At 72.3% G+C, this 26,637-nt stretch carries 27 protein-coding genes; 19 read left to right on the top strand and 8 right to left on the bottom strand.

What is annotated here, in order from left to right:
• Positions 1 to 67 precede the first annotated feature (67 nt).
• The 3 genes from ABT118_RS20450 to ABT118_RS20460 all read left to right on the top strand — a co-directional run bounded on the left by ABT118_RS20450 (position 68) and on the right by ABT118_RS20460 (position 1,560).
• Entirely contained in the window at positions 68 to 904 is an 837-nt protein-coding gene (locus ABT118_RS20450; RefSeq protein ID WP_350670477.1) for a sulfurtransferase, read from the top strand.
• Between the two features lie 30 nt (positions 905 to 934).
• Positions 935 to 1,225, top strand: coding sequence for a DUF1416 domain-containing protein (locus ABT118_RS20455; protein ID WP_057227860.1), 291 nt, complete (start codon positions 935 to 937; stop codon positions 1,223 to 1,225).
• A gap of 74 nt (positions 1,226 to 1,299) precedes the next feature.
• Positions 1,300 to 1,560 (top strand): DUF3099 domain-containing protein, encoded by a 261-nt coding sequence (locus tag ABT118_RS20460; protein WP_350670480.1) that lies wholly within the window; start codon positions 1,300 to 1,302, stop codon positions 1,558 to 1,560.
• Here the strand turns inward: ABT118_RS20460 and ABT118_RS20465 are convergent.
• Positions 1,554 to 1,916 carry a DsrE family protein gene (locus ABT118_RS20465; protein WP_350670483.1) on the bottom strand — a complete coding sequence of 121 codons (363 nt, stop codon included), beginning with the start codon at positions 1,914 to 1,916 and terminating at the stop codon, positions 1,554 to 1,556. The two genes, ABT118_RS20460 and ABT118_RS20465, sit on opposite strands and share 7 nt — an antisense overlap.
• A 268-nt stretch (positions 1,917 to 2,184) precedes the next feature.
• Between ABT118_RS20465 and ABT118_RS20470 the strand changes: the two genes are divergently transcribed.
• The 3 genes from ABT118_RS20470 to ygfZ all read left to right on the top strand — a co-directional run bounded on the left by ABT118_RS20470 (position 2,185) and on the right by ygfZ (position 4,265).
• Positions 2,185 to 2,769, top strand: a complete 585-nt coding sequence (locus ABT118_RS20470; protein ID WP_350670485.1) for a heme-binding beta-barrel domain-containing protein — start codon at positions 2,185 to 2,187, stop codon at positions 2,767 to 2,769.
• A 79-nt stretch (positions 2,770 to 2,848) separates the two neighbouring features.
• Positions 2,849 to 3,298 (top strand): Fur family transcriptional regulator, encoded by a 450-nt coding sequence (locus ABT118_RS20475; protein ID WP_350670487.1) that lies wholly within the window; start codon positions 2,849 to 2,851, stop codon positions 3,296 to 3,298.
• 10 nt (positions 3,299 to 3,308) lie between these two features.
• Positions 3,309 to 4,265, top strand: a complete 957-nt coding sequence (gene ygfZ, locus ABT118_RS20480) for a CAF17-like 4Fe-4S cluster assembly/insertion protein YgfZ (RefSeq protein ID WP_350670489.1) — start codon at positions 3,309 to 3,311, stop codon at positions 4,263 to 4,265.
• Between the two features lie 7 nt (positions 4,266 to 4,272).
• On the opposite strand, the gene dtd is transcribed toward ygfZ, so the two are convergent.
• Positions 4,273 to 4,707, bottom strand: coding sequence for a D-aminoacyl-tRNA deacylase (gene dtd, locus ABT118_RS20485; RefSeq protein WP_350670491.1), 435 nt, complete (start codon positions 4,705 to 4,707; stop codon positions 4,273 to 4,275).
• Between the two features lie 373 nt (positions 4,708 to 5,080).
• On the opposite strand from dtd, the gene ABT118_RS20490 reads away from it, so the two are divergent.
• Together ABT118_RS20490 and ABT118_RS20495 are read left to right on the top strand one after the other, a co-directional pair.
• On the top strand, positions 5,081 to 5,608 hold the full coding sequence (locus ABT118_RS20490; RefSeq protein ID WP_350670493.1) for an RsiG family protein: 528 nt from the start codon (positions 5,081 to 5,083) through the stop codon (positions 5,606 to 5,608).
• Positions 5,609 to 5,669: 61 nt separating this feature from the next.
• Positions 5,670 to 5,885 (top strand): dodecin, encoded by a 216-nt coding sequence (locus tag ABT118_RS20495; RefSeq protein ID WP_350670496.1) that lies wholly within the window; start codon positions 5,670 to 5,672, stop codon positions 5,883 to 5,885.
• Between the two features lie 18 nt (positions 5,886 to 5,903).
• Here the strand turns inward: ABT118_RS20495 and ABT118_RS20500 are convergent, their stop codons facing one another.
• The 3 genes from ABT118_RS20500 to ABT118_RS20510 are packed head-to-tail and all read right to left on the bottom strand — an operon-like array spanning position 5,904 to position 8,766.
• The gene (locus ABT118_RS20500; protein ID WP_350670500.1) at positions 5,904 to 6,719 is read right to left on the bottom strand and encodes a heme ABC transporter ATP-binding protein; all 816 of its coding nucleotides are present in this window, start codon (positions 6,717 to 6,719) and stop codon (positions 5,904 to 5,906) included.
• Positions 6,710 to 7,750: a FecCD family ABC transporter permease gene (locus ABT118_RS20505; protein WP_502884614.1), complete on the bottom strand. Its 1,041-nt coding sequence runs from the start codon at positions 7,748 to 7,750 to the stop codon at positions 6,710 to 6,712. The genes ABT118_RS20500 and ABT118_RS20505 overlap by 10 nt, the downstream gene beginning before the upstream one ends.
• A gap of 17 nt (positions 7,751 to 7,767) precedes the next feature.
• Positions 7,768 to 8,766 carry a heme/hemin ABC transporter substrate-binding protein gene (locus ABT118_RS20510; protein WP_350670504.1) on the bottom strand — a complete coding sequence of 333 codons (999 nt, stop codon included), beginning with the start codon at positions 8,764 to 8,766 and terminating at the stop codon, positions 7,768 to 7,770.
• Positions 8,767 to 8,929: 163 nt separating this feature from the next.
• Between ABT118_RS20510 and ABT118_RS20515 the strand changes: the two genes are divergently transcribed.
• A complete protein-coding gene (locus ABT118_RS20515) occupies positions 8,930 to 10,387 on the top strand; it encodes an HtaA domain-containing protein (RefSeq protein ID WP_350670506.1) in 1,458 nt (485 codons plus the stop codon).
• A 42-nt stretch (positions 10,388 to 10,429) separates the two neighbouring features.
• Complete coding sequence (locus ABT118_RS20520; protein WP_350670509.1) at positions 10,430 to 12,571, top strand: HtaA domain-containing protein; 2,142 nt, start codon at positions 10,430 to 10,432, stop codon at positions 12,569 to 12,571.
• A gap of 63 nt (positions 12,572 to 12,634) precedes the next feature.
• Here ABT118_RS20520 and ABT118_RS20525 read toward each other — a convergent pair whose 3' ends face one another.
• Together ABT118_RS20525 and ABT118_RS20530 are read right to left on the bottom strand one after the other, a co-directional pair.
• On the bottom strand, positions 12,635 to 13,303 hold the full coding sequence (locus ABT118_RS20525) for a biliverdin-producing heme oxygenase (RefSeq protein ID WP_350670512.1): 669 nt from the start codon (positions 13,301 to 13,303) through the stop codon (positions 12,635 to 12,637).
• 214 nt (positions 13,304 to 13,517) lie between these two features.
• A complete protein-coding gene (locus ABT118_RS20530; RefSeq protein WP_350670514.1) occupies positions 13,518 to 14,006 on the bottom strand; it encodes an inorganic diphosphatase in 489 nt (162 codons plus the stop codon).
• Between the two features lie 136 nt (positions 14,007 to 14,142).
• Here ABT118_RS20530 and dacB point away from each other — a divergent pair, with 136 nt between their 5' ends.
• The 6 genes from dacB (at position 14,143) to folE (ending at position 21,747) form a co-directional block, all read left to right on the top strand.
• Positions 14,143 to 15,543, top strand: a complete 1,401-nt coding sequence (gene dacB / locus ABT118_RS20535; RefSeq protein ID WP_350670518.1) for a D-alanyl-D-alanine carboxypeptidase/D-alanyl-D-alanine endopeptidase — start codon at positions 14,143 to 14,145, stop codon at positions 15,541 to 15,543.
• 104 nt (positions 15,544 to 15,647) lie between these two features.
• Positions 15,648 to 16,802, top strand: a complete 1,155-nt coding sequence (locus ABT118_RS20540) for an Rv3626c family coenzyme F420 biosynthesis-associated protein (protein ID WP_350670521.1) — start codon at positions 15,648 to 15,650, stop codon at positions 16,800 to 16,802.
• A 212-nt stretch (positions 16,803 to 17,014) separates the two neighbouring features.
• Positions 17,015 to 18,142 (top strand): tRNA lysidine(34) synthetase TilS, encoded by a 1,128-nt coding sequence (tilS, locus tag ABT118_RS20545; protein WP_350670523.1) that lies wholly within the window; start codon positions 17,015 to 17,017, stop codon positions 18,140 to 18,142.
• Between the two features lie 67 nt (positions 18,143 to 18,209).
• Positions 18,210 to 18,764, top strand: coding sequence for a hypoxanthine phosphoribosyltransferase (gene hpt / locus ABT118_RS20550; protein WP_350670525.1), 555 nt, complete (start codon positions 18,210 to 18,212; stop codon positions 18,762 to 18,764).
• 247 nt (positions 18,765 to 19,011) lie between these two features.
• The gene (ftsH, locus tag ABT118_RS20555; RefSeq protein ID WP_350670528.1) at positions 19,012 to 21,039 is read left to right on the top strand and encodes an ATP-dependent zinc metalloprotease FtsH; all 2,028 of its coding nucleotides are present in this window, start codon (positions 19,012 to 19,014) and stop codon (positions 21,037 to 21,039) included.
• A 99-nt stretch (positions 21,040 to 21,138) separates the two neighbouring features.
• Positions 21,139 to 21,747 (top strand): GTP cyclohydrolase I FolE, encoded by a 609-nt coding sequence (gene folE / locus ABT118_RS20560; protein ID WP_350670530.1) that lies wholly within the window; start codon positions 21,139 to 21,141, stop codon positions 21,745 to 21,747.
• A gap of 305 nt (positions 21,748 to 22,052) precedes the next feature.
• On the opposite strand, the gene ABT118_RS20565 is transcribed toward folE, so the two are convergent.
• Positions 22,053 to 22,805, bottom strand: a complete 753-nt coding sequence (locus ABT118_RS20565) for a ferritin-like domain-containing protein (protein WP_350670533.1) — start codon at positions 22,803 to 22,805, stop codon at positions 22,053 to 22,055.
• Between the two features lie 468 nt (positions 22,806 to 23,273).
• Between ABT118_RS20565 and ABT118_RS20570 the strand changes: the two genes are divergently transcribed.
• From ABT118_RS20570 to ABT118_RS20580, 3 genes are all read left to right on the top strand, one after another.
• A complete protein-coding gene (locus tag ABT118_RS20570; protein ID WP_350670536.1) occupies positions 23,274 to 25,112 on the top strand; it encodes a phosphatidylglycerol lysyltransferase domain-containing protein in 1,839 nt (612 codons plus the stop codon).
• A gap of 96 nt (positions 25,113 to 25,208) precedes the next feature.
• Complete coding sequence (gene folP / locus ABT118_RS20575) at positions 25,209 to 26,066, top strand: dihydropteroate synthase (RefSeq protein WP_502884615.1); 858 nt, start codon at positions 25,209 to 25,211, stop codon at positions 26,064 to 26,066.
• Between the two features lie 44 nt (positions 26,067 to 26,110).
• The gene (locus ABT118_RS20580; RefSeq protein ID WP_350670538.1) at positions 26,111 to 26,605 is read left to right on the top strand and encodes a nuclear transport factor 2 family protein; all 495 of its coding nucleotides are present in this window, start codon (positions 26,111 to 26,113) and stop codon (positions 26,603 to 26,605) included.
• Positions 26,606 to 26,637: the final 32 nt, after the last annotated feature.

Here is a 26,637-nt window from a genome sequence, read left to right on the forward strand (position 1 = left end):
CGCCGGGCGCCGCTCACACAGACCTTGCCACCCTTCCGCAGTACCGCCCCCGGATGGAGACACCACCATGAGCCGCAGTGACGTCCTGGTCGACGCCGACTGGGTCCAGGAGAACCTGGACAACCCGAAGGTCGTCGTCGTCGAGGTTGACGAGGACACCGCCGCGTACGAGCTGAACCACATCCGCAACGCGGTCCGGATCGACTGGAAGCAGGACCTCCAGGACCCGGTCCGCCGCGACTTCGTCGACCAGGCCGGCTTCGAGGCGCTGCTCTCGAAGAAGGGCATCGGCAACGACGACATCGTGGTGCTGTACGGCGGCAACAACAACTGGTTCGCCTCGTACGCCTACTGGTACTTCAAGCTGTACGGCCACGGTGACGTCCGCCTGCTCGACGGCGGCCGCAAGAAGTGGGAGCTGGACGCCCGCGAGCTGGTCACCGAGGTGCCCGAGCGCGCCGCGACCGAGTACAAGGCGCAGGAGCAGGACAAGTCCATCCGCGCCTTCCGGGACGACGCGGTGAACGCGATCGGCACCCTCAACCTGGTCGACGTGCGCTCGCCCGACGAGTTCGCCGGTCGCCTGCTCGCCCCGGCCCACCTCCCGCAGGAGCAGTCGCAGCGTCCGGGCCACATCCCGACCGCCAGCAACATCCCGTGGGCGAAGAACGCCAACGACGACGGCACCTTCAAGTCGGACGAGGAGCTCAAGGAGATCTACTCCGACGCCGGCGTCGACCTGGCGAAGGACACCATCGCGTACTGCCGCATCGGTGAGCGCTCCGCGCTCACCTGGTTCGTGCTGCACGAGCTGCTCGGCCAGGAGAACGTGAAGAACTACGACGGTTCCTGGACCGAGTACGGCAGCCTGGTCGGCGTGCCGATCGCGCTCGGCGACAACTGAGCCATCGAACCGTAGGAAAGGGAAGACGACATGTGCGGTGCGAAGGCCGGTGGCCCCGATCTGGCAGGAGTTGACGTGGCCAAGGAGACGATCATTCAGGGTTCGGTGACCCGCGACGGCGAGCCCGTCAACGGTTACGTCCGGCTGCTGGACGAGGGCGGCGAGTTCACCGCCGAGGTGCCCACCTCGGCGACCGGGCAGTTCCGCTTCTTCGCCCGTCCGGGCAAGTGGACGCTGCGCGCGCTGGTTCCGGGCGCGACCGTGGACCGGGTCGTGGTGGCCTCCCAGGGCGCCCAGACCGAGGTCGCGATCGCGGTCTGACGACCCGACAGCTGCTCCGAGGTACACCGAGGGCCCCCTGCCGCGCAGGGGGCCCTCGGCCGTACCGTGGAAGGGTGCAGGGTCGTCGGAGGCATCGCTGGTACTACGCCATGATGGGCGTCTGCCTGCTGACGTTCGTGCTGGCGTGGGGCGTGGTGCGGTTCTGGTCCGTCCCGGCGGCGATCGGGATGTGCGTCTTCGCCATGGTGATCCCGCCGGTGGCCGCGATCTTCGCCAACAAGCGGGACCCGGACGACGACTGGTGGAACGACCCGCGCTGGGACGACCCCAAGTGGGACGAGCCCGGGCACGACCAGGACCGGCCCGATCAGTAGACGAGCGCTTGCACGTCCTCGGCCATGATCTCCTGCACGAAGAGCTGGGCGCCGGCGATCCTGGCCCCCTCGACCAGGTCCTTCTCCTCGATGCCCCGGCGCACCGCGCACTGGGTGCAGACGGTGACCTGCCCGCCGGCCAGCACCGACTCCAGCAGGTCCGGCAGCGGGGCGGCGTGCGGCAGTTCGAACTCGGCCGCCCGGCCCGGCAGCGCGAACCAGGTCGACTCGCCGGTCAGCCAGAGCGAGACCTCGACGCCGCTGGCGACCGCGACCGCGGCCACCGTGAAGGCCTGCGAGCAGCGCTCCGGCGCGTCGGCTCCGGCGGTGACCTTGATGACGAGCTTCTTCGGCATGGTGACACCCTATCGACCACGTGGCGGGGCTCACGGGTACCGGCGCACACCCGGCCGATAGACTCGGCCCGTCCTGCTCTGTACCGCAACGCCGCAATGGGAGCGCCCCGTGTCCGGTCTGGAAATCGTCTTCGAAGGTCTGCTCGTCCTGGTGGCGGTGCTGGTCACCTGGTTCGCCATCTTCGCCGTCATGAAGCTGTACCAGGGCCAGCGCTGACCACTGCCGTACGGTTGAGGCAGTCCCACACCGACGACAGCGACCAGGAACATGATCGAGATCCCTTCTGACCTCCACAAGGACGTCGTCCCGCTGGCCTTCCTCCTCGGTACCTGGGAGGGCGCGGGCGTCTACGACTTCCCCGGCACCGAGAAGTGCAACTTCGGCCAGGAGATCGTGTTCCGGCACGACGGCCGGGCCTTCCTGGAGTTCCGCTCCCGTTCCTGGGTGCTGGACAACGACGGTGAGAAGGTCCGCCCGCTCGAGACCGAGCACTCCTTCTGGCGGATCACCAGCAACCAGCACGGCACCAGCGGCGAGCGCGAGATCGAGGTCTCCTCGGTCCGCGACGACGGCACCGTGGAGATCTGGTACGGCAAGCTGCACGACGGCAAGCCGCAGATCGACCTGGCCACCGACGCGGTCGCCCGGATCGAGGGCGCGGCCCCGTACACCGGTGGCAAGCGCCTGTACGGCATGGTCGCCGAGGAGCTGCTCTGGGTCGGCGAGAAGGCCGCCCCCGAGGTGCCGCTGCGGCCGTACATGTCGGCCCAGCTGAAGAAGGTGCTCAACCCGATGCAGCTGATCCAGGACATCGCGGACCTGCCGGACGACGGCATCGCCTTCTTCCGCTGAGCCGTAGGCACACCGTAGGGGCCGACCACGAGGTCGGTCCCTACACTTGTCGCACGACCTAGAGCAGGGCAGGCGCACCGTGGCGAACACCGACTCCCCGTCCGACTGGAAGGCCGACCTGCGCGGACGCGGGTACCGGCTCACCCCGCAGCGCCAGCTGGTGCTGGAGGCGGTCGACGCGCTGGACCACGCCACCCCGGACGAGCTGCTGCACGAGGTGCGGAAGACCGCCAGCGGGGTCAACATCTCCACCGTGTACCGGACCCTGGAGCTGCTGGAGGAGCTCGGGCTGGTCTCGCACGCGCACCTCGGCCACGGCGCCCCGACCTACCACCTGGCCGGCCGCCACACCCACCTGCACCTGGTCTGCCGGGACTGCGAGAGCGTCACCGAGACCGACACCGCGATCGCCGCGCCGCTGATCGACAGCCTGCGCGCGGAGCACGGCTTCGACACCGACCTCAAGCACTTCGCCATCTTCGGCCGCTGTTCCGACTGCACCGCGAAGCTGGCCGGTCGGCAGTCGTAAGCTTGCGGCTATGAAGAGTCCGCTGCTTGCCCTGCCCGGTGCCGTCCCCGCCGAAGGAGCCGACGAGGGGGTGGCCGCGCACTACGGCGGGCTCTTCCCCGAGCAGCGCGAACTGGCTGCCGGGCGCGGCTTCGTGGACCTGTCGCACCGGGGCGTGCTGACCGTCACCGGCGCGGACCGGCTGTCCTGGCTGCACCTGCTGATCACCCAGCACGTCAGCGCGCTGCCGCCGCAGCAGGCCACCGACGCCCTGGTGCTCTCCCCGAACGGGCACGTCGAGCACGCGCTCTACCTGGTGGACGACGGCACGACGACCTGGGCGCACGTCGAGCCGGGCACCCAGCAGGCGCTGATCGCCTACCTGGAGAGCATGAAGTTCTTCTACCGGGTGGAGGTCGCCGACGCGACCGCGGACTACGCCGTGGTGTTCCTGCCGGCCGGCTCCGAGGTCTCCGCCGAGGGTGCGGCGGCGGTCCGTGAACTCCCGTACGGGCGGGACCTGTTCGTGCCGCGGGCCGAGCTGGCCGGGCTGGCCGCGGGCTACGGCCCGGCGGCGGGGGTGTGGGCGTACGAGGCGCTGCGGATCGAGGCGCACCGGCCCCGGCTGGGCTTCGAGACCGACCACCGGACCATCCCGCACGAGGTGGACTGGCTGTCCACCGCCGTGCACCTGCAGAAGGGCTGCTACCGGGGCCAGGAGACGGTGGCCCGGGTGCACAACCTCGGGAAGCCGCCGCGTCGGCTGGTGCTGCTCAACCTGGACGGCACCGAGGAGAAGCTCCCGGTGCACGGCGCCGAGGTGCTCCGGCCCGGCCAGGACCGCCCGGTGGGCTTCGTGACCTCCTCGGCCCGGCACCACGAGCTGGGCCCGATCGCGCTGGCCCTGGTGAAGCGGAACGTGCCGGTGGACGAGGTGCTGCTGGCCGACGGCGTGCCGGGCAGCCAGGACGTGATCGTCCCCGCCTGAGCAGCGGCTACAGCTCCAGCAGGACGGTGAACGGGCCGTCGTTCACCAGCGACACCTTCATGTCGGCGCCGAACCGGCCGGTCTCCACCGTGGCGCCGAGCGCCCGGAGTTCGGCCACCACGGCGTCCACCAGCGGCTCGGCCTGCGGGCCCGGGGCGGCGGCGTTCCAGGTGGGGCGGCGGCCCTTGCGGGCGTCGCCGTACAGCGTGAACTGACTGATCACCAGCAGCGGGGCGCCCAGGTCCGAGCAGGACAGCTCGGTCTCCCCGTTGTCGAAGAGCCGCACCGACCAGAGCTTGCGGGCCAGTTGGGCCGCCTTCTCCGGGGTGTCGTCGTGGGTCACCCCGACCAGCACGCAGAGCCCGGGGCCCCCGATCGCGCCGACCGTCTCGCCGTCCACCGTCACGGCCGCCTCGGCGACCCGCTGTACCACTGCTCGCATGGGCCTCATTGTGCCGGAGGCGTACGGCCGTTCCGGCGGCGCGTGCGGTGGGTCCGCGCGCCGGGGGCGCGTTCGGCGCGCCCCGCCACGGGTGGCGCGGCCTGCGGATTGTTCCGGTCGTATCAGCCACCCCCCTTCGCCAGGGGGCCGTTCGGGTGCACGGGCGGTGCACCGGTCGGTCCCGGGTGGCACGCTGTGGGCGGCGGCACGCGGGTGGGCGTTTTCGGAGGTTTCGAAATCCGGGGTCGCCCGCGCGAGTGGAGTCGGACCCCGACGGGAACTCCGGACGCCGGACGGGCGTGCACCAGACGGCGGGGCGCTCCGGGGGATCGGCGGGGATTCAGTGACCAGGACAGCGGCAGGTGGTTGGTTGATGGACGCGAGCAGCACGGCCCACGAGCAGGCGTACGGCCTCACCGGGCTCGGCCTGGAGCAGCTCCGGCTGCTCCGCCGGGACGCGCAGGACCAGGAGGCCGACCTCTCGTACCTGCGCCGGCTGCTGCACGGGCGGCTGGACATCCTGCGGGCCGAGCTGGCGCGCCGGAGCTCGACCGGGTCCGAGCCGGCCGCGGAGGCCCTGCTCGACCAGCTCCCGGCGATCCTGGCCGACACCCCGTCACCGGTCCGCCGCCCGGCCCGGCACCTGCGGCTCGGGCCGCCGCGCGGCGAGCGGTACCAGCGGGAGGCGGACGCCCTGATGGGCGACGTCCAACTGGCCGACCTGGCGGCGCACCCGACGGTCGAACTGGTGGCCGCCGTCGAGCGGCTGACGGTGCACGAGCGGGAGGTCTCCGGGCGGCGGCAGGCGCTCCAGCGGCGGGCGGACGACTGCAGCGCGGAGATCACCCGGCGGTACCGGGAGGGCGAGGCCCGGGTGGACGACCTGCTCGCGGGCGGGTGAGCGTGCGGGAGCCGTCCGGCTGGGGCACGGTGGACCGGGGACGCATCGATGGGAGACAGCCATGAGCGAACACGTGTACCGGGTCACCGAGATCGTCGGCTCCTCGACCGAGGGGGTGGACGCGGCGATCCGGAACGGGGTCGGCCGGGCCTCGCGGACCCTGCGGAACCTGGACTGGTTCGAGGTGACCCAGATCCGGGGCCACATCGCGGACGGCGGGGTCGCGCACTTCCAGGTGGGGCTGAAGCTCGGCTTCCGGCTCGACGACGAGGACTGAGGCCGAAGGGGAGCTCGGTCAGCGGGCCGGAACCACCAGGGGGGTGCCCGTGCCGGGGTGGGGGAACACCTCGACCGGGTGGGCGTAGACCCGGCTGAGCAGCGGGGCGTCCAGGACTTCGGCGACCGGGCCGTCGGCGACGGTGCGGCCGTCGGCGAGCAGGACGATGCGGTCGGCGTAGGCGGCGGCCAGTGAGAGGTCGTGCAGCACGACGACGACGGCGTCGCCCGCCCGCGCCCGGTCGCGGGCCACCTGGAGGACGAGCTCCTGGTGGCGCAGGTCGAGCGCGGCGGTGGGTTCGTCCAGCAGCAGCAGGGCGGTCCGCTGGGCGAGCACCCGGGCGAGGGCGACCCGGGCGCGTTCGCCGCCCGAGAGGGCGGTGAACGGGCGGTCGACGAAGGCGGTGGAGTCGGTGGCGGCCAGTGCGGCTGCCACCGCTTCGTCGTCCTCGGCCTCGGCCGCCGTCCCGGCCCAGGGGGCGCGGCCCATCCGGACCACCTCCCCGGCGGGGAACGGGAACGAGAGCGCGGCGGACTGCGGCAGCAGCGCCCGGTGCAGGGCCAGTTCGGCCGGGCGGTGGTCGCCGAGCGGACGGCCGCCCAGGAGGACGGTGCCCGAGCTCGGGGGGACGTCCCCGGCCAGCACCGAGAGCAGGGTGGACTTCCCGGCCCCGTTCGGCCCGAGCAGGGCCAGCACCTCGCCGGCCCGCACCACCAGGTCGACCCCGCTCAGCAGTTCACGCCCGCCGACCGCCAGGTGCAGCCCGGCTGCGGTGAGCAGCTCGGCACCCGGTTCGGGCCGTGCGGGCACCTGACGGCGTCGCTTCACGCCCATCCTCCTTGCTTGGTACGGGTCCGGCGGAGCAGCCAGAAGAAGAACGGGCTGCCGATCAGGGCGGTGAGGACGCCGAGCGGGAGCTCGGCGGGCTGGGCCAGGGTGCGGGCGGCGAGGTCGCCGAGGACCAGGACCAGGGCGCCGGCCAGGGCGCTGCCGGGGAGCAGGAAGCGGTGGCCGGGGCCGGCCAGCATCCGGAGCAGGTGCGGGACGACCAGGCCGACGAAGCCGATGATGCCGCTGACCGAGACGGCGGCGGCGGTGAGCAGGGCGACCACGGTGATCAGGGCCAGCCGCATCCGTTCGACGTCGACGCCGAGATGGCGGGCGGGGCGCTCGCCGAGCGCGAGCAGGTCCAGCTTGCGGGCGTAGAACGGCGCGACGGCCAGGCCGACCAGGGCGAACGGCAGGATGGCGAGCACCTTGCCCCAGGTGGCCTGGGCGAGCGAGCCGAGCTGCCAGAACGTCACCTGGTTGATCGCGGCGGTGTCGGCGGTGAACAGGAACAGGCCGATCAGCGCGCCGCAGAAGGCGTTCACCGCGACGCCGGTGAGCACCAGGGTGACCACCTCGGTCCGGCCGCCCGCGCGGGACATCGCGTAGACCGCGAAGACCGTCAGCAGGCCGGAGACGAAGGCGAAGACGGTGATGGTCCAGCTGCCGAGCGAGTCCAGGCCGAGCACGATGCAGGCGACCGCGCCGACCGCGCCGCCGGAGGAGACGCCGATCACGCCGGGCTCGGCCAGCGGGTTGCCGAAGATGCCCTGCATCAGGGCGCCGGCGCAGCCGAGCGAGCCGCCGACCAGCAGGGCCAGCACCACCCGGGGGAAGCGGACGTTCCAGAGCACCGACTCGGGCACGCGGTCGAGCGCGTGGCCGCCGAGGCCGGCCCGGTGGGCGACCGAGGCGAGCAGGTCGCCGAGCGGGATGCGGTACGCGCCGACGCCGGCCGCCAGCAGGGCGGCGATCAGCAGGGCGAGGCCGAGCCCAGCGGTGAGCAGGGTGGTGCGGCTGACTCGGGACCGGGGCAACGGAAGTGCGGTGGCGGTCACTTGGCGGCCCCGTAGAGCTGTTCGGAGATCGACTTGAGCACCTCGGGGGTGCGCGGGCCGTAGCTGAGCAGGACGCCGTCCGGCACCGAGACCACCCGGCGGTCCAGGCCGGCCGGGGTCTGGGCGACGCCGGGGAGCTTGAGCATCCCGTCGATGCCGCCGACCGACTCCAGGCCCTTGCCCATCACCAGCAGGGCGTCGGGGGCGGCCTTGACCAGGGCCTCGCTGGTGAGCGGGGTGAAGTCGCCGGTGAGGCCGGAGGCGGTGCCCGCGTCGACCCCGCCGACGGCCTCGATCAGCGAGCCGGCGCCGGAGTCGGCACCGCCGAGCAGGAACACCGAGGCGCTGCCGCGCAGGTAGAGGAAGGCGACCTTGGGCTTGCTGCCGTTCGGCTTGAGTGCGGCCTGCACCTCCTTGGTGCGGGCGGTGGTGCGCTCGATCAACTGCCGTCCGGCGTCCGGGACCCCGAGGGCGGCGGCGACCTTGGTGATCCGGGCGTCGATGTCGGAGAGCTGCTTGGCGTCGTCCAGCACGATCAGCGGGACCCCGGCGGCGCGGATCTGGGCGACCGCCTCGGCCGGGCCGGTGGAGCGGTCGGCCAGCACGACGGTCGGGCGGAGCGAGAGCACACCCTCGGCCGAGACGTCGTGGGCCTGGGTGATGACGGGCAGTCGGGCGGCCTGCTCGAAGGTGGTGGAGACGTCGCGGGCCACCACCCGGTCCCCGAGGCCGAGGCTGAACACGATCTCGGACAGGCTGCCGCTGAGCGGGATGATCCGCTCGGCGGCGTCCACCGTGACCTGCCGGCCGTCGGCCGAGCCGACGGTGGCGGGCAGCGCCGGGGTGGCGGCGGCCAGCGGCTCGACCCGGTCGGGGGCAGCCGGGGCCGAGGCCCCCGCGGTGCTGCCGGTGGCGCCGCTGCCGCAGGCGGCGGCGGTGGCGAGCAGCAGGGCGAGGCCCAGCGCGCGTGCGCGGTTTCGGATGGTCCCCGTCAACTGCTGCTCCTTGGCTGAGTGCTGGCACGTCCGGATCGTGAAGCCGTTGTGGACCCGGGGTGACTCTTGACGCATATATTAGGTTAGCCTTACCTCAAATTCGCAAGGGGGGGTTCAGCTGAGCCCACCCCCGCCTTCCGCTGCCCCCGAGGAGCGCTTCGCCATGCCCGGTTCACGACGTCTGCGTCGCCTCGCCGCCACCCTGGTCGCCGTGATCGCCGCGCTGCTGCTGGTCGCCCTGCCGATCGTCCCGGCGGCTGCCGCGCCGGGGGCGGTCGCCGGCGGGCGGCTCGACTGGGGGCTGAAGCAGTCCTTCCTCAGCTATGTCACCGGCCCGATCGCCAAGGGCAGTTGGAGCCTGACCGGCGGTGCCGCCACGGTCGGCGGCAACACCTTCAGGTTCCACTCGGCGACCGGGACGTACGACCCGGCCACCGGTGCGCTGACGGCCGGGTTCTCCGGCGGGGTGAACTTCAAGGGGCATGAGGCCAACGGGAGTTACGGCCTCGACATGAAGCTCAGCCGGTTCACCTTGAAGGCGGGCGGCGGCAGCGCGGGGCTGTACGCGGACGTCAGCAGCAAGGCCAAGGACACCGGCGTGGTGACCAACGCCTCGCAGGCCAAGCTGGTCGACCTCGGCCTGGACGGGATCGACCTGCGCGGCCAGGCCGGGACGCTGACGCTCTCCAACGTGCCCACCACGATGACCGCTTCGGGTGCGGTGGCGTTCGGCAACTTCTACCCCGCCGGTACGGCGCTGGACCCGTTGACGCTCTCGGTCAACGTCAAGGCCGCGGCGCCCGCCGAGCCGGCCGCCCCGACCACCGCTCCGGCGAGCACCCCGGCGGCCACCCCGCCCCCGGCGGCCCCCGCCGCCGAGACCCCGGCGGCCCAGCCCACCGCGGCCCGGGCCGAGTTCGCCCGGGGCGCGCTCGACTGGGGCGTCCGGCGGACCTTCCGGGACTACGTGACCGGCACCATCGCCAAGGGCGACTGGCAGCTCGCCGACGGCGCCGCCGACGGCGGCGCGTTCTTCCGCTGGACCCCGGCCAAGGGCAGCTACGACCCGGCCACCGGCGAGCTGACCGCCGCCTTCACCGGCGCGGTCCGGTTCCGGGGCATGAAGACCGGCGACACGTACGGTCTCGACCTGAGCCTGACCAACCCCGCGGTCAAGGTGGCCGGCGGCAAGGGCACGCTGCTGACCGACGTCTCCGGCCGGACCGCGACCGGGGCCGCCCTGCAGCTCCCGGCGGTCGCGCTCGGCACCTTCGACGCGGCGGCGCTCAAGCCGGAGGGCGGACTGCTCAAGGCGGTCGAACTGCCGCTGGTGCTCACCGAGGACGGCGCCAAGGCCTTCGGCGGCCTCTACCCGGCGGGCACCGCGATGGACCCGCTGAGCTTCGCCGTCGCGCTCGACCCGGCCGCCGCCCTCCCCCCGCTGCCCGACCTCGGCAGCGCCCCGGCGGCCGCACCCTCCACGGGTGCCACCGCGCCGGTCGCGGCCGCCACCGACCAGGGCTCCTCGCCGTGGCCGTGGATCGCGGTCGGCGGCGGGGTGCTGGCGGCCGGTGCCGCCGCGGCCGCCACCGTCCTGGTCCGGCGCCGCCGGGCCGCCTGAACTCTTCCTCCCCCGTCCAACCCTGAAGGAGTACCAGCCACCATGGCCGTCACCGCCAAGAGCGCCCGTCGCAACCGCACCCCCCTGTCGGCCCTGGCCGCCGTCGCGGTCGGACTCGGGCTCACCGCCGTCAGCATGCCGGGACTGGCCTTCGGCGCCGGCCCGACCACGGTGGTCTACGACCAGGGCTCGCTGGACTGGGGCGTGAAGGAGTCCTTCCGCAAGTACCTGGAGGGCCCCGCCTCCCAGGGCGGCAAGATCGCGCTGACCGGTGGCACCACCCGCAATGCCGACGGCACCTACCACCTCGACGGCAGCGGCGCCTACGACGGCACCGCGCACACCATCAGCGGCGCGTTCACCGGCGGCCTGCACTTCACCGGCCACCAGGGCCAGTTGGACATCACGCTGACCGACTTCAAGCTGAAGACCTCGGGCTCCACCGGCACCATCACGGTCGACGCGGTGACCGCCGAGACCGTCGAGGACCCGGCCACCAAGGCGAAGTCCACCAAGCTGGTCGAGCGCGAGGACGTCGCCCTGGTCACCTTCGCGGTCGGCCGCGAGACCACCACCGGCGTGGCCACCCCGACCGTACTGACCGAGGACGGGGCCAAGGCCTTCGGCGGCTTCTACCAGGCCGGGGCGGCGATGGACCCGCTGAAGCTGGTGCTCACCAAGTCGGCCCCGTCGCCGTCCCCCTCGGTGAGCGCCTCGGCCTCGGCCTCCCCGTCCGCCTCCGCTTCGCCGTCCGCCTCCGCCTCGGCCTCCCCGTCCGCTTCGGCTTCGGCCAGCCCGACCGCTCCGGCGGCCGAACTGCCCATCGTGGACGGCACCCTGGGCTGGGGCTTCAAGGAGTCCTTCCGCAAGTACCTGGCCAGTCCGGCGGCCTCCGGCAAGGTGGAGTTCGGCGGCGGCGCGGCCGACTACCGGTTCGGCGGCGGCACCGGCGCGTACAACACCAAGACCCACGGCGTCACGGCCGGCTACCAGGGCTCGGTGCGCTTCCTGGGCCACCCGAAGGACGGCGGCTACGAGCTCGACCTGGCGTTCGCCAACCTCGGCTTCCGGCTGGACGGGAGCGGTGCGTTCCTGACCGCGGACGTGAAGTCCAAGGGCCTGGACGGCAAGGTGACCGAGCTCAAGGGCGCGAAGATAGCCTCGCTCGACGTCTCGAAGGCGAGCTTCGCCCCGGTCAACGGTGTGGTGACGCTCACTCAGCTGCCCGCCACGCTGACCGCCGAGGGTGCGGCCGCGTTCGGCGGCTTCTACCAGGCCGGCGCCGCGCTCGACCCGGTCGACGCGACGCTCGCCTTCCAGAAGACCGCGCCGTCGCCGTCGCCCTCGCCGTCCGTGAGCACCTCGCCCTCGGCCTCCCCGAGCCCCTCGGCTTCCCCGACCCCGTCGGCCTCCCCGACCCCCACCACCCCGGTGAGCAACGAACTGCCCATCCTGGACGGTGCGTTGGACTGGGGCGTGAAGGAGTCGTTCCGCAAGTACCTGGCCACTCCGGCGGCCTCCGGCAAGGTGGAGTTCGGCGGCGGCGCGGCCGACTTCCGGTTCGGCGGCGGCAGTGGTGCGTACAACACCACGACGCACGCGGTGACCACCTCGTTCGACGGCTCGGTGCGCTTCCTGGCCCACCCGAAGGACGGCGGCTACGAGCTCGACCTGACCTTCGCCGCTCTCGGCCTCCAGGTGGACCGGGCCGGTGCGTTCCTGACCGCTGACGTGAAGTCCAAGGCGCTGGACGGCAAGGTGACCGAGCTCAAGGGCGCGAAGGTGGCCTCGCTGGACGTCTCGAAGGCGAGCTTCGCCCCGGTGAACGGTGTGGTGACGCTGTCCCAGCTGCCCGCCACGCTGACCGCCGACGGTGCGGCCGCGTTCGGCGGCTTCTACCAGGCCGGCGCCGCGCTCGACCCGGTCAACGCCTCGCTGGTCTTCGAGAAGGGCGCCACGGTGCCCACCCCGGCCCCGACCACCGGCACCCCGGCCACCACCCCGGCGCCGGTCACCGGCGGCGGCAGCACCGGCGGCGGTGCGGTGCTGACCAGCAGCGGCTCGGGTGAGCTGGCCTCCACCGGCATGGACACCCCGATCGTCCCGCTGGTCGCCACCGCGGCCGGCCTGCTGCTGCTCGGCGGCGGCACCACGGTGCTGCTGCGCCGTCGCACCGCCAAGTAGTCGCTCCGCAGACGCCGTTGCCCCCTGGTGGACTCCACCAGGGGGCAACGGCGTCGTACGGGGTCAGGCGCTGAGCGGGTACCGCAGGTCCAGGTCGGAGAAGACGGCGCCGTTCAGGGTGAACGCCCGCTTGGTCTCCTCGACCACCCGGCGGCGCTCCACCTCGTCCAGCGCCTCGCCGGCCGCGTCCAGCTTGGCCCGGTAGTCGCGCTTGAACGCGGCCGGGTTCTCCACCTGCTCGAAGACGTAGAAGTGGACGCCGGCGCCCTTCTTCTCGAAGCCCCAGGTCTTCTCGGCGATGCCGCGGATGATCTGACCGCCCGACAGGTCGCCCAGGTAGCGGGTGTAGTGGTGGGCCAGGTACCCGGCCGGCCAGGTGTCCAGCAGCTCGTTCAGCCGGGCCACGTACGCGGCGGTGGCGGGCGAGGGGGTCAGCCCGGCCTGCCAGTCGGCGCCGCGCAGGTGCAGCAGGTCGGCCTCCAGCGCGGCGGTGCGGAACAGCGCCGGGTCGATGAACGGGCCGAGCACCGGGTGCTCGGCGAGCTCGGCGGCCCGGCCCTCCAGGGCCCGGTAGACGAACCAGAGCTGGCCCGAGAGCTCCGCGTAGGCGTCGACGCCCAGGTGGCCCTTCAGCAGGTTCCCCATGAACGAGGACGACTCGGCGGCCTCGTGCTCGGAGGCGCTGGCGGTGCGCAGCACGGTGGAGAACGGGGTGGGCTCGGCGCTGGTCATACGGGACCTCCGGTCGGTACGGGCTCTGCCCCGATTCTTAATGGTTAGCCTTACCTAAGTCAACGTGATGCCGACAGCCTGTCGGTAAAACCGTCGGGATCAGTCCGCCCGAACCGTGGTGAAACACCGTCAACCGGGCAGAAAAAACGGCCGGGGCGAGCATTTCTGCTCGCCCCGGCCGGGGTGGCCCGAAGGGCCGTTCGCGGTACCGGGCTCAGTGGCCGGACTCCGCCAGGCGCTTGATCGAGGCGACGATCTCGGCCTCGGCCTCGGCGCGGCCGACCCAGTTGGCGCCCTCGACGGACTTGCCGGGCTCCAGGTCCTTGTAGACCTCGAAGAAGTGCTGGATCTCCAGCCGGTCGAACTCCGACACGTGGTGGATGTCCTTCAGGTGCTCCCAGCGCGGGTCCGTCGCCGGGACGCAGAGCAGCTTGTCGTCGCCGCCGGCCTCGTCGGTCATCTTGAACATGCCGATCGCGCGGCACTTGATGAGGCAGCCCGGGAAGGTCGGCTCGTCCAGGATGACGAGCGCGTCCAGCGGGTCGCCGTCATCCGCGAGGGTGCCCTCGACGTAGCCGTAGTCGGCCGGGTAGCGGGTCGAGGTGAAGAGCATCCGGTCGAGGCGAAGGCGACCGGTCTCGTGGTCGACCTCGTACTTGTTCCGCGAGCCCTTCGGGATCTCGATCAGGACGTCGAACTCCAACGGTTCCTCCAAGGTAGGGACTGACAGAATCCAAGTGTCTCCTACGGCAGGGTGTGCTCAGGAAAGGGGCCGGTCGGTGCAGCGAGGTACAGGGGTGGGGCGTGGCCGCAGGGCGGCAGTCGCCGGGGTGCTCGGGGTGGCGCTCACGGCAGCGGTACTGACGCCGGCCTGGGCCGACCCCAGCCCGGGGGCCACCCCCGGGAAGACCGGCAGCGCACCGCCGCAGCCGCCGACTGCCGTCGGGCGCAAGGCAGTTGCCACCGGCGGCGCCGTGCTCACCGCGAGCGCGACCGGTACGGACGGCCTGCCGACCACGGCCGGGCTCCAGCGCGACCTCGCCGCCCTGCTCCAGGACAAGGCGCTCGGCACCCTCAGCTTCGCCGTCACCGACGGCGCCACCGGGCAGCTGCTCTACGGCGCGGGCGAGAACAACCCGGCCACTCCGGCCTCCACCACCAAGCTGCTCACCGCGCTGGCCGCGCTCGAACTGATCCCCGGTGACACCCGGCTCAGCACCAAGGTGGTCAAGGGCGCGGCCCCGGACGAGATCGTCCTGGTCGGCGGCGGCGACCCGACCCTGTCCACCCTCCCGGCCGACCAGGTCAGGGTCGGCGGCCTGCCGGTCGACGCCGACACCGCGCCCGCGACGGTGGCCGACCTCGCCAAGCGGACGGCCGCCGCGCTGAAGGCCGCCGGCGTGGCCTCGGTGAAGCTCGGCTTCGACACCTCGATGTACACCGGCCCGCTCAACCACCCGCAGCACGACGCGATGAACATCGCCACCGTCACCCCGCTGATGGTGAACGAGGGCCGGATCGACCCGAAGTCCACCGACGAGGGCCCGGCCCGGGCCTTCGACCCGGCCGGCCAGGCCGCGGACGCCTTCGCGGCCGCCCTCGCCGCCGAGGGCGTCCCGGTCCAGGGCAAGCCGAAGCCCGGGGCGGTCGCCGCCGCCGGGGCCCAGCAGCTGGCCGCCGTCGAGTCGCCCACCGTCGCCCGCCTGGTGGAACGCCTGCTCACCACTTCGGACAACACCCTCAGCGAGGCGATGGCCCGTCAGGTCGCCCTGGCCGCCCAGCAGCCCGCGAGCTTCGACAGCGCCTCGGCCGCGACCCGGCAGACGCTGGAGAAGCTCGGCGTACCGATGGCGGGCGTGGTCATGTACGACGGCAGCGGGCTGCACACCGGCAACCAGATCTCACCGCTGGTCCTCGCCAAGGTGCTCGCGCTGGCCGCCTCGCCCGAACACCCCCGGCTCCGGCCGGTGCTGACCGGCCTGCCGATCGCCGGCTTCACCGGGACGCTGCTGAACCGCTTCGGTGCCGCGACCAAGGCGCAGAACGGGATCGGCATCGTCCGCGCCAAGACCGGCACCCTGGGCAGCAGCGGGATCTACACCCTGGCCGGCACCGTGCCGGACGCCGAGGGACGGGTGCTCTCCTTCGCCCTGATGACCAAGACCACCGCCAACGGCGACGCCGCCCGCGCCGCCGTCGACCGCCTGGTCGGCCGCCTCGCCACCTGCGGCTGCCACTGAGGCCCCGCCGGTACGCCGGCCGGGCCCCGGGCCCCTGGTGCCGCCCGGTCGAGCAGCTGCGACAGAGCCTGCCCGAAGGGCACCGGGTCCCGTACGGTGAGGGCATGACGAGCGCGAGCGGTGGGGCTGGGATGGTCGACTGGGATCTCGCGGTCGCGACGGCGACCAGGCTGGCCCGGCCGGGGCCGGAGGTGAGCCGGGTCGAGGCGCGCGAGGTGGTCTCGGAGCTGCGCCGGCACGCGCTGGAGGCGGAGGAGCACGTCCGCGCCTACACCCGGATGGGATCGACCAGCCTGCTCGCGGCGGAAGCCACCCCGGTGCTGGTGGTGGACCGCCCGGGCTGGGTCAGGGCCAACGTGGCGGGCTTCCGGGCGATCGTCCGCCCGCTGGTGGAGAAGCTGGAGGCCCGCCGCTCGGACTCGGCCGGTTCGGCGATGCTGGGCTCGCTCGGCGAGAAGGCCACCGGCGTGGAGATCGGCGCGGTGCTGGCGTTCCTGTCCGGGAAGGTGCTCGGCCAGTACGAGACCTTCGCCCCGGCCGAGTTCCCCGGCCCGCTGCCGGCTGCGCCGGACAGTCCGGAGGGCATCCTGGACACCCCGCGCCGGGCGCTCCAACCGCCGCCGCCGGGGCGCCTGTTGCTGGTGGCGCCGAACATCGTCCAGGTCGAGCGCGAGCTCGACGTCGACCCGCACGACTTCCGGCTCTGGGTCTGCCTGCACGAGGAGACCCACCGGACCCAGTTCACCGCCGTGCCGTGGCTCCGCGACCACATCCAGGCCGAGGTGCAGTCCTTCCTGGCGCAGACCGACGTCGATCCGGGGGCGCTGCTGGACCGGGCCAGGGAGCTGGTGGCCGGGCGCGGGGAGGAGCGCCGGGGCACCCTGCTGGAGGCGGTCCAGTCCCCGGGGCAGCGCGAGACGCTGAACCGGCTGACCGCCGTGATGTCCCTGCTGGAGGGCCACGCCGACGTGGTGATGGACGGGGTCGGCCCGGCCGTGGTGGGGAGCGTGGCGGAGATCCGGGAGAAGTTCCAGCTGCGCCGCGCCAGCGGGGCGGGCCGGCTGGACCTGGTGGTCCGCCGGCTGCTCGGGATGGACGCCAAGCTGCGGCAGTACCAGGACGGTGCGGTCTTCGTCCGGGGCGTGGTGGACCGGGTCGGGATGGACGGCTTCAACCGGGTCTGGACCTCGCCGAACACGCTGCCGACCCGGGACGAGATCCACCATCCGGCCGCCTGGGTGGCCCGGGTGGCGCCCTGACCGGAGCGGTCCGCTCGTGCGTTCGCGCAGCTTGACCCGTTGGCTGCGGATGAACGTTTCTTCATTCACTCGTACGTGGGACGGTGGTCGTACCGGTGGCGCGGGTGGCGTAGCCGGTGCCCGGACTCTGCGACCATCTGTGAGCAACCGGTGACCGAGTGCTGACGCAAGGTCACCGTCCGCTCCGCCTCTCCGCCAAGGAGTGCTTACCCGTGGGACCACACCCCGCTGTCGCGGCGATACGCCTCGCCGTCCGCCGCACCCTCGCCGAGCTCGCCGCCGACCTGAGCGAGACCACCACCCCCGCCGCCCGGGCGCCCCGGACCCGCCCCAGTGAACTCGCCCTGAGCGGCGCCGCCGGTGCCACCACCCTGATCGGCAACGCCCGCCGCCACCCCTCCGGCCTGCCCCGTACGCCCGCCGCCCCCGGCTCCCCGCTGGTGCTGGTCGCGGTCAGCGGCGGCGCCGACTCGATGGCCCTGGCCATCGCCACCGCCTTCGAGGCGCCCAAGCTCGGCCTGCGGGTCGGCGCGGTGACGGTGGATCACGGACTCCAGGCCGGTTCGGCCGAGCGGGCCCGCCAGGTGGCCGAGCGGCTGCGCGAGCTGGGCCTGGACCCGGTGGAGGCGATCCCGGTCCTGGTGGGCCGTCAGGGCGGCCCGGAGAACGCCGCCCGGGAGGCCAGGTACGCCGCGCTGGACGCGGCCGCCGACCGGCTCGGCGCGGAGGCGGTGCTGCTCGGCCACACCAGGGACGACCAGGCGGAGACCGTGCTGCTCGGCCTGGCCCGGGGCTCCGGCTCCCGCTCGCTGGCCGGGATGCCCGCGCAGAAGGGCCGCTACCGCCGCCCGCTGCTGGAGCTGGACCGGGCCGCCACCCGGCAGGCCTGCTCGGCCCAGTCGATCCCGGTCTGGGACGACCCGCACAACAGTGACCCGGCCTACACCCGCTCCCGGGTCCGGCACGAGGTGCTCCCGGTGCTGGAGAAGCACCTCGGCGCCGGGGTGGTCGAAGCACTGGCCAGGACCGCCCGGCTGTTCCGCGACGACGCCGACGCGCTGGACCAGTGGGCCGCGCTGGCCGAGCGCGACCTCCGGACGGCCGAAGGGGCGCTGGACGTCGCGAAGCTGGCCGAACTGCCCCCCGCCGTCCGCCGCCGACTGCTCCGCCGGGCCGCGCTCAGGGCGGGCTGTCCGGCCGGGGACCTGTTCGCCCGTCACCTCGAAACCGTGGACCTGCTGGTGACCGGCTGGCGCGGTCAGGGGCCGCTGCACCTACCCGGTGGCGTGGAGGTCACCCGTAGGTGTGGCACGCTGGTGTTTCGGCGACAGAGCGACTGACAAGTGAACACCTGGTCGCAGGGCCGCCGCCGACACAGGACCCCGAACGTTTGAGGACGTATCCCCGGTGGATCACAACGACATGGGCGCCGACCTGGCGAAGGTGCTCATCAGCAAGGACGAGATCGACGCCAAGCTGCTGGAGCTGGCCGAGCGCATCGACCAGGACTACGCCGGACGGGATCTGCTGATCGTCGGCGTGCTCAAGGGCGCCGTGATGGTGATGGCCGACCTCGCCCGTGCGCTGCACTCGCAGGTGACGATGGACTGGATGGCGGTCTCCTCGTACGGGATGGGCACCAAGTCCTCCGGCGTGGTCCGCATCCTCAAGGACCTCGACACCGACATCGCGGGCCGCGATGTGCTGATCGTCGAGGACATCATCGACTCCGGCCTGACCCTGTCCTGGCTGCTGGGCAACCTGGGCTCGCGCGGGCCGGCCTCGCTGGAGGTCTGCACGCTGCTCCGCAAGCCCGACGCGGCCAAGGTCGAGATCGACGTCAAGTACGTCGGGTTCGACATCCCGAACGAGTTCGTGGTCGGCTACGGCCTGGACTACGCGGAGAAGCTCCGCAACCTGCCGTTCATCGGCACGCTGGCCCCGCACGTCTACGGGGGCTGACGGACCGTCGGACGATTGCTGCCCCATTCGGGCGACGGGCGGGAACAGTGCGCTGTTCCCGCCCGTTGTGCCGGGGTAGGAAAATACGTCGTAGTCGTCGTGCTCCCGTCTTCGGCGGAGAGTACTGCGGTACGGTCCCATTAACCCGCTCTTCTCATGAGCACATAACCCGGAATGCGCCGACGGCCCACTAGCCGTGCAGCGCCGTTGAGTGGCAGGAGGGACGGGGCGGCAACGCCCCGCATGGATGGACGTCAAGCGATACTTCCGTGCGCCGATCATGTGGATCGTGCTGGCCGTCCTAGCCGTCATTGTGCTGATGCAGGTCGTCTCCGACTCGAGCGGCTCCAAGACGGTGGACACCAGCCAGATCGTGGCTGCGATCAACAACAACCAGGCGAAGTCGGTGCAGATCACCACCGGCGACTCGAATCTGATCAAGGTCGAGCTGAGGGACGGTCAGAAGCTGCCCGCGGGCAGCAACGGCAAGGTTCCCTCCGGCTCCAAGTTCCAGGCCTCGTACATCGGAGACCAGGGCGCCGCTGTCGCGGCCGACCTGAGCAAGAACACCGGCCTGGTTCCCAACGGCTACACCGTCGTCCCCGAGAAGCAGTCCACCTTCATCAGCGTGCTGCTGTCGATGCTGCCGATCGTCATCATCGTCCTGGTCTTCCTCTTCCTGATGAACCAGATGCAGGGCGGCGGCTCCCGGGTCATGCAGTTCGGCAAGTCCAAGGCCAAGCTGCTCACCAAGGACACCCCGAAGACCACCTTCTCCGACGTCGCAGGCGCGGACGAGGCGGTCGAGGAGCTCCACGAGATCAAGGAGTTCCTGCAGGAGCCGGCCAAGTTCCAGGCGGTCGGCGCCAAGATCCCCAAGGGCGTGCTGCTGTACGGCCCGCCCGGGACGGGCAAGACCCTGCTGGCGCGTGCCGTCGCCGGCGAGGCGGGCGTCCCGTTCTACTCCATCTCCGGTTCCGACTTCGTCGAGATGTTCGTCGGTGTCGGTGCCTCGCGAGTCCGTGACCTGTTCGAGCAGGCCAAGGCGAACGCCCCGGCGATCGTCTTCGTCGACGAGATCGACGCGGTCGGCCGCCATCGCGGCGCCGGCCTCGGCGGCGGTCACGACGAGCGCGAGCAGACGCTGAACCAGCTGCTGGTCGAGATGGACGGATTCGACGTGAAGGGCGGCGTCATCCTGATCGCCGCCACCAACCGCCCGGACATCCTGGACCCGGCACTGCTGCGCCCCGGCCGGTTCGACCGCCAGATCGCGGTCGACCGCCCGGACCTGATGGGCCGCCTCGAGATCCTCAAGGTGCACCAGAAGGGCAAGCCGGTCGCGCCGGACGTCGACCTCAAGGCCGTCGCCAAGCGCACCCCCGGCTTCACCGGTGCGGACCTCTCCAACGTCCTGAACGAAGCCGCCCTGCTGACGGCCCGTTCGGACAAGAAGCTGATCGACAACAACATCCTGGACGAGGCCATCGACCGGGTCGTTGCCGGACCGCAGAAGCGCACTCGGATCATGTCCGAGAAGGAGAAGAAGATCACCGCGTACCACGAGGGCGGCCACGCCCTGGTGGCGGCGGCTTCCCCGAACGCGGACCCGGTCCACAAGATCACCATCCTGTCCCGCGGCCGGGCCCTGGGTTACACCATGGTGCTCCCGGACGAGGACAAGTACTCGACCACCCGGAACGAGATGCTCGACCAGCTGGCGTACATGCTGGGCGGGCGCGCGGCGGAGGAGCTGGTCTTCCACGACCCGACCACCGGCGCCTCGAACGACATCGAGAAGGCCACCGCCACCGCCCGCGCCATGGTCACCCAGTACGGGATGACCGAGCGGCTCGGGGCGATCAAGTTCGGCACGAGTGACTCCGAGCCGTTCCTGGGCCGCGAGATGGGCCACCAGCGCGACTACTCGGAAGAGGTCGCCGGGCTGGTGGACGAGGAGGTCAAGAAGCTGATCGAGAACGCGCACAACGAGGCCTGGGAGATCCTGGTCGAGAACCGCGACGTGCTCGACAACCTGGTGCTGGAGCTCCTCGAGAAGGAGACCCTGAACAAGGAGCAGATCGCCGAGATCTTCCGCTCCATCGTCAGGCGCCCGGCCCGGCCGGCCTGGACGGGCTCGTCCCGTCGTACGCCGTCCACCCGCCCGCCGGTGCAGTCCCCGAAGGAGCTGGCGCTCACCAACGCCGCTCAGCCGGAGACCGCGACCCCGGTGGTCGACACGGTCAAGCAGCCGGAGACCTCTCCGGAAAGCTGACCGACCGGTACGGAATGGATGCCGCGCCACCAGGGTTTGTACCCTGGAGGCGCGGCATTCGTGCTGCTCGTCCCTGACCCTGACCCAAGCGAGGCACGCATGATCGACCCGGTGACCCTGGAGCAGGACGCCGCCGCCATCGGGACGTTCGACCAGAAGCGTGCCGAGAACGCCGTCCGCGAGCTGCTCATCGCCATCGGGGAGGACCCGGACCGCGAGGGCCTGCTGGAGACCCCGGCCCGGGTGGCCCGGGCGTACCAGGAGATATTCGCCGGGCTCTGGCAGCAGCCGGAGGACGTCCTCACCACCACCTTCGACCTCGGCCACGACGAGATGGTGCTGGTCAAGGACATCGAGGTGTTCTCCACCTGCGAGCACCACCTGGTCCCGTTCCGCGGCGTCGCCCACGTCGGGTACATCCCGTCCACCAGCGGCAAGATCACCGGCCTGTCCAAGCTGGCCCGGCTGGTCGACGTGTACGCCCGCCGCCCGCAGGTCCAGGAGCGGCTGACCAGCCAGGTCGCGGACTCGCTGATGCGGATCCTGGAGCCGCGCGGGGCCATCGTGGTGATCGAGTGCGAGCACATGTGCATGTCGATGCGGGGCATCCGCAAGGCCGGCGCCAAGACCATCACCTCGGCCGTCCGCGGCCAGCTCCGCGACCCGGCCACCCGCGCCGAGGCGATGAGCCTGATCATCGGCCGCTAGGGCCTTTCTTTCGGATCACGTCGGGCGGGCGGCGCCGGGGCACGCGCCCTCCTTGCCCGGCAACGGGCAGGAGGGGCCCTTCGCCGGCTTCTCGTCAGTCGCCGATGCTCCGCATGGACTCTCCCCCAGCCTCCGGCCGGGAGGTGCCCCCACCCAGCCTGCGGCATCCCAGCCTCCGGCCGGGAGGGGCCCCTTCTCGGCGCCGCCGGGCCACGCACCCCAACGACGCCCGCTGATCCGACGTGATCCGAAAGAGTGGCCCTAGGCCCGCCCCGGCTGCCGCCGGAGTCCGACGCCCTGGGTGATCAGCCCAGGGCGTTGCGCTTGGCGGGCGTCCTGAGCGAGACCATCCGGCGCCAGCCGTAGAGGTGGTCGTAGAGGTAGAGGGCGTGCAGGCCTGCGGCCAGCAGGAGGCGCTGGTGCCGGGGCCAGCGGAGGATGCGGCCCATCGAGGCCATCACGGCGAGCCCGACGTCGCGGTGGGTGCGGATCTCGCCGCGGGCGATCGACTCAAGGGCGTGCCGGATGTAGGGCCCGTGGCCGGCCGCGCTGAGGCGGAGCAGCTCCTCGTGGCAGTAGGCGAGGTGGTTGTCCTCGTCGGCGGAGATCATCCGCATCGCCTTGTCGAGCTCCGGATTGGACCCGTACGCCTTCACCAGCTGCCGCATCTGCTCCGAGGCGCGCTGCTCGGTGACCCGGCTGTGCGCCAGGTAGGTGATGATCTCCCGCTGGTCGAGCGGCCGGTCGGAGGTCAGCCGGTCGTGCGAGAGGCCGATGCCCTGGCGTTCCAGCAGCATGCAGTAGTCGGTCTCCGGGGGGATCGCGACCTTGGACAGCCCGCGCTTGTGCAGCAGCTGGGTGAAGATCCGCCCGTGCTTGCGCTCGTCCGCGCCGTGCCGGGCGATCTTGGGGGCGAGCACCGGGTCGGTGGTGAGTTCGGTGATCCGCTCGTTCTCCCAGCCGCCCTGGTCCTCGCCGCCGGCCGCGACGCTGCAGAACAGCTGGTACGCCTCGTCGTCGGCGTAGATCTGCTGGAAGAGTGCGCGAGTACTGAGCATGGGTCCTCTCCTGGCGGGCGGGCCCGGTCGGCACCGGGAGTTGAGCGGCCGTCAGCAGGGCGGCGCGGGTCGGTCCGGTGGCCTCGCCCGCTCCCGTTCCGCACCGGGGCCAGGCATCATCGTGCGGCGGACGCGGCGGCCGGGGCCAGTGGGGCTGCGCCGGACGGGTAGGGCCGCCCCGGCCCGGGCGGGTGCTCCGGGGGCCGCAACCGAGGGCCTAGAATGCGGCGTCCACCGTGTGCGGCGCGTTGCGCGCCCCACGGATCCACCACGCGACACCCCGCCGTTCGGCGGGGGGCGCACACCCGTCCCCAGGGCTCTGCCGTCGTCGGGTGCTCCAGCAAGTGCCTTCCTGGGGTGCCTTCTTGACGGTCCGATTGCCAGAACAAGGATTTGCCATGAAGGTTCACCACCGCTCCTCCTCCGGAGTGACAGAACGGACCACCGCAACCTCTACGCTGACTCTCCATGAGCGTTCCCGTGCCCGTTGAGCCGCCCGCCGAGGCGTCCCAGGAGCAGCCGCGCCGTCGGCTCCAGAACCTGCGTACCCAGGCTGCCGCCGTGCCCCGCGCCTGGCTTCCCGGCGCGGTCGGGTATGCCGCGCTGCTGATCGGTCTGGTCGACATCGCCTGCGCGGTGTTCCCCAAGCTGCGCAACACCAAGATGCACTGGCTGGCCGGGCAGTTCCCGGGCGGCACCACCACGCTCGCCGCGGCGGGCACCCTGATGGTCGGTCTGCTGCTGGTGATACTGGCGCACGCGCTGCGGCGCCGGAAGCGGCGGGCCTGGCGGGCCGTCTGCGTCCTGCTGCCGGTCGGCGCCGGGCTGCACCTGCTGCGCTGGCACCAGATCGGCCCGGCGGTGATCTCGCTGGTGCTGCTCGCGGTGATGCTGGTGCACCACCGCGAGTTCTACGCCAAGGCCGACCCGCGCACCCGCTGGCGCGCGGTGGTCGCGTTCGTCCTGCTCACGGTGGTCAGCGTCGGCCTCGGCCTGCTGATCGTCGGGGTCCGCACCCCGGCGGAGATCGGTGACCCGAGCCTGTTCCAGCGGCTGGAGCACGTGGCGTACGGCCTGTTCGGCTTCGAGGGCCCGATCGACTACCGCAACGAGCGGGTCGCCTGGTACGTCGGCTACTCGCTCGGCGCGCTCGGCCTGCTGACCGCCGGCACCACCGCGTACCTGGCGCTGCGGCCGGAGAAGCCGCAGCCCGAGCTGACGGCCGAGGACGAGGTGAAGGTCCGGGCGCTGCTGGACAAGCAGGGCGAGCGGGACTCGCTGGGCTACTTCGCGCTGCGCCGGGACAAGAGCGTGCTGTTCTCGCCGACCGGCAAGGCGGCGATCTCCTACCGGGTGGTCTCCGGCGTGATGCTCGCCTCCGGCGACCCGGTCGGCGACCCCGAGGCCTGGCCCGGAGCGATCAAGGTCTTCATGACGGAGGCCCGCGAGCGGGCCTGGGTGCCGGCCGTGATGGGCTGCAGCGAGCTGGGCGGCGAGATCTGGACCCGGGAGGCGGGGCTGGACGCGATCGAACTCGGGGACGAGGCGATCGTCGACGCGACCACCTTCTCGCTCTCCGGGCGGGCCATGCGCAACGTCCGCCAGATGGTGAAGCGGATCGAGCGCAACGGCTACTCCTGCCAGGTCCGCCGGGTCGGCGACCTGGCGGCGGAGGAGAAGCGCCGGATCGCCGACGCCGCCGCCCGCTGGCGGGGCACCGACACCGAGCGCGGCTTCTCGATGGCGCTGGGCCGGTTCGGCGACCCCGGGGACGACGCGTGCGTGGTGGTCACCGCGCACAAGGCGCCCGAGGAGGGCGAGGCCGGGGACGACCTCAAGGCGGTGCTGCACTTCGTGCCGTGGGGCCCTGACGGCATCTCACTGGAGCTGATGCGGCGGGACCGGGCGGCCGACCCGGGGCTGAACGAGCTGCTGATCGTGGCGGCGCTGCAGGCCGTGCCGGCGCTCGGGGTGCGGCGGGTCTCGCTCAACTTCGCGATGTTCCGCTCGGCGCTCGCGCGGGGGGAGCGGATCGGGGCGGGGCCGGTGCTGCGGGCCTGGCGGGGGCTGCTGGTGTTCTCCTCGCGCTGGTTCCAGATCGAGTCGCTGTACAAGTTCAACGCGAAGTTCCAGCCGGAGTGGGAGCCGCGGTTCCTGGTGTACCCGCAGACCAGGGACCTGCCGCGGATCGGCTTCGCCGCGATGCAGGCGGAGGCGTTCATCACGCTGGGGATGCCGCGGTTCGGGCGGAAGCGGCAGCGGCAGGGGCTGATGCCGGAGCCTGCGGCGCTGACGAAGGCGGCCTAGGCACAGGGCCCGGAAGCCGGGGGCCGCGGAGCGGTGGGGCAGGCGCCGCCGTTCCCGGGCCCCCGGCGGCCGGAACGGGTGCCGGATAATGACCGCATGAACTACCTGCCCGGGCTTCCGGTTCTTGACCGCTGCGCTGTGATGGGGGTGGTCAATGTGACCCCCGACTCGTTCTCGGACGGGGGGCTGTGGCTGGATCCGGCGGCGGCGGTGGCGCACGGGCTGGCGCTCACGGCGCGGGGTGCGGACCTGGTGGACGTCGGCGGGGAGTCGACCCGGCCGGGGGCGCAGCGGGTGACGGAGGCGGAGGAGCTGCGGCGGGTGGTCCCGGTGGTGCGGGAGCTGGCTGCGGCGGGGGTGGTGGTGTCGGTGGACACCATGCGGGCCGAGGTGGCCGCGCAGGCGCTGGCGGCCGGGGCCCGGCTGGTCAACGACGTCTCGGGCGGGCTGGCCGATCCGGGGATGGCGGCGGTGGTGGCCGCCACCGGGGCGCCGTTCGTGGTGATGCACTGGCGCGGGCAGTCCGCGGACATGGACCGGCTGGCGGTCTACCAGGACGTGGCAGCGGACGTGGTGGCCGAACTGACGGCCCGGATGGCTGCGTTGACCGCGGCGGGGGTGAAGGAGGAGCAGTTGGTGCTCGACCCTGGCCTGGGCTTCGCCAAGACCTCCGAGCACAACTGGGAGCTGCTCGGCCGGCTGGGGGAGCTGACCGCGCTCGGCCGGCCGGTGCTGGTGGCCGCTTCGCGCAAGCGGTTCCTGGGTACGCTGCTCGCCGACCCGGAAACCGGGGAGCCGCGCCCGGCCCGGCAGCGGGACGACGCCACCGCGGCGGTCTCGGTGCTCTCGGCCCAGGCGGGCGCGTGGGCGGTCCGGGTGCACGACGTGTCCGGCACGGCCGACGCCGTACGGGTGGTCGCGGCCTGGGAACGGGCCGCACGAAGGGGGCGGTGACGTGGGCCCCGGAGGGGACGCTGGCTTGGCACTGCGGAGGAAGCATGGCGGGTGACGGCAGGTCGACCGATGACCGGGCGACGGCGGCGGAGTTGGAGCGCGAGGCCGTCCTGGCCGCCAACCGGACCTTCTACGAGGCGCTGGAGAACGGGGACCTGGAGGGCGTCGAGGCCGCCTGGCTGGGGCCGGACGAGGCGGACGACAAGACCGGTGCGGTCTGTGTCCACCCGGGCTGGCCGGTGCTGCGCGGCCGGGCCCAGGTGACCCGTTCGTACATGTTGATCATGATGAACACGGAGTACATCCAGTTCTTCCTGACCGACGTCGAGTGCGAGGTGCAGGGCGATGTGGCCCTGGTCACGTGCACCGAGAACATCCTCTCCGGCGGGGAGGCCGAGGAGGAGGGCGAACTCGGCCCGCTGGTGGGCGGGAAGGTGGTCTCCACCAACCTGTTCCGCCGGACCGCGGCCGGCTGGAAGCTCTGGTCGCACCACGGTTCACCCGTGTTGACCAGCGGTGACGACGAGGAAGAGGACTGACGGGGGATCAGGGCGGCCGGGAATCCGGCCGG

The sequence above is a fragment of the Kitasatospora sp. NPDC002040 genome (genome assembly GCF_040296785.1).
GTDB lineage: Bacteria > Actinomycetota > Actinomycetes > Streptomycetales > Streptomycetaceae > Kitasatospora.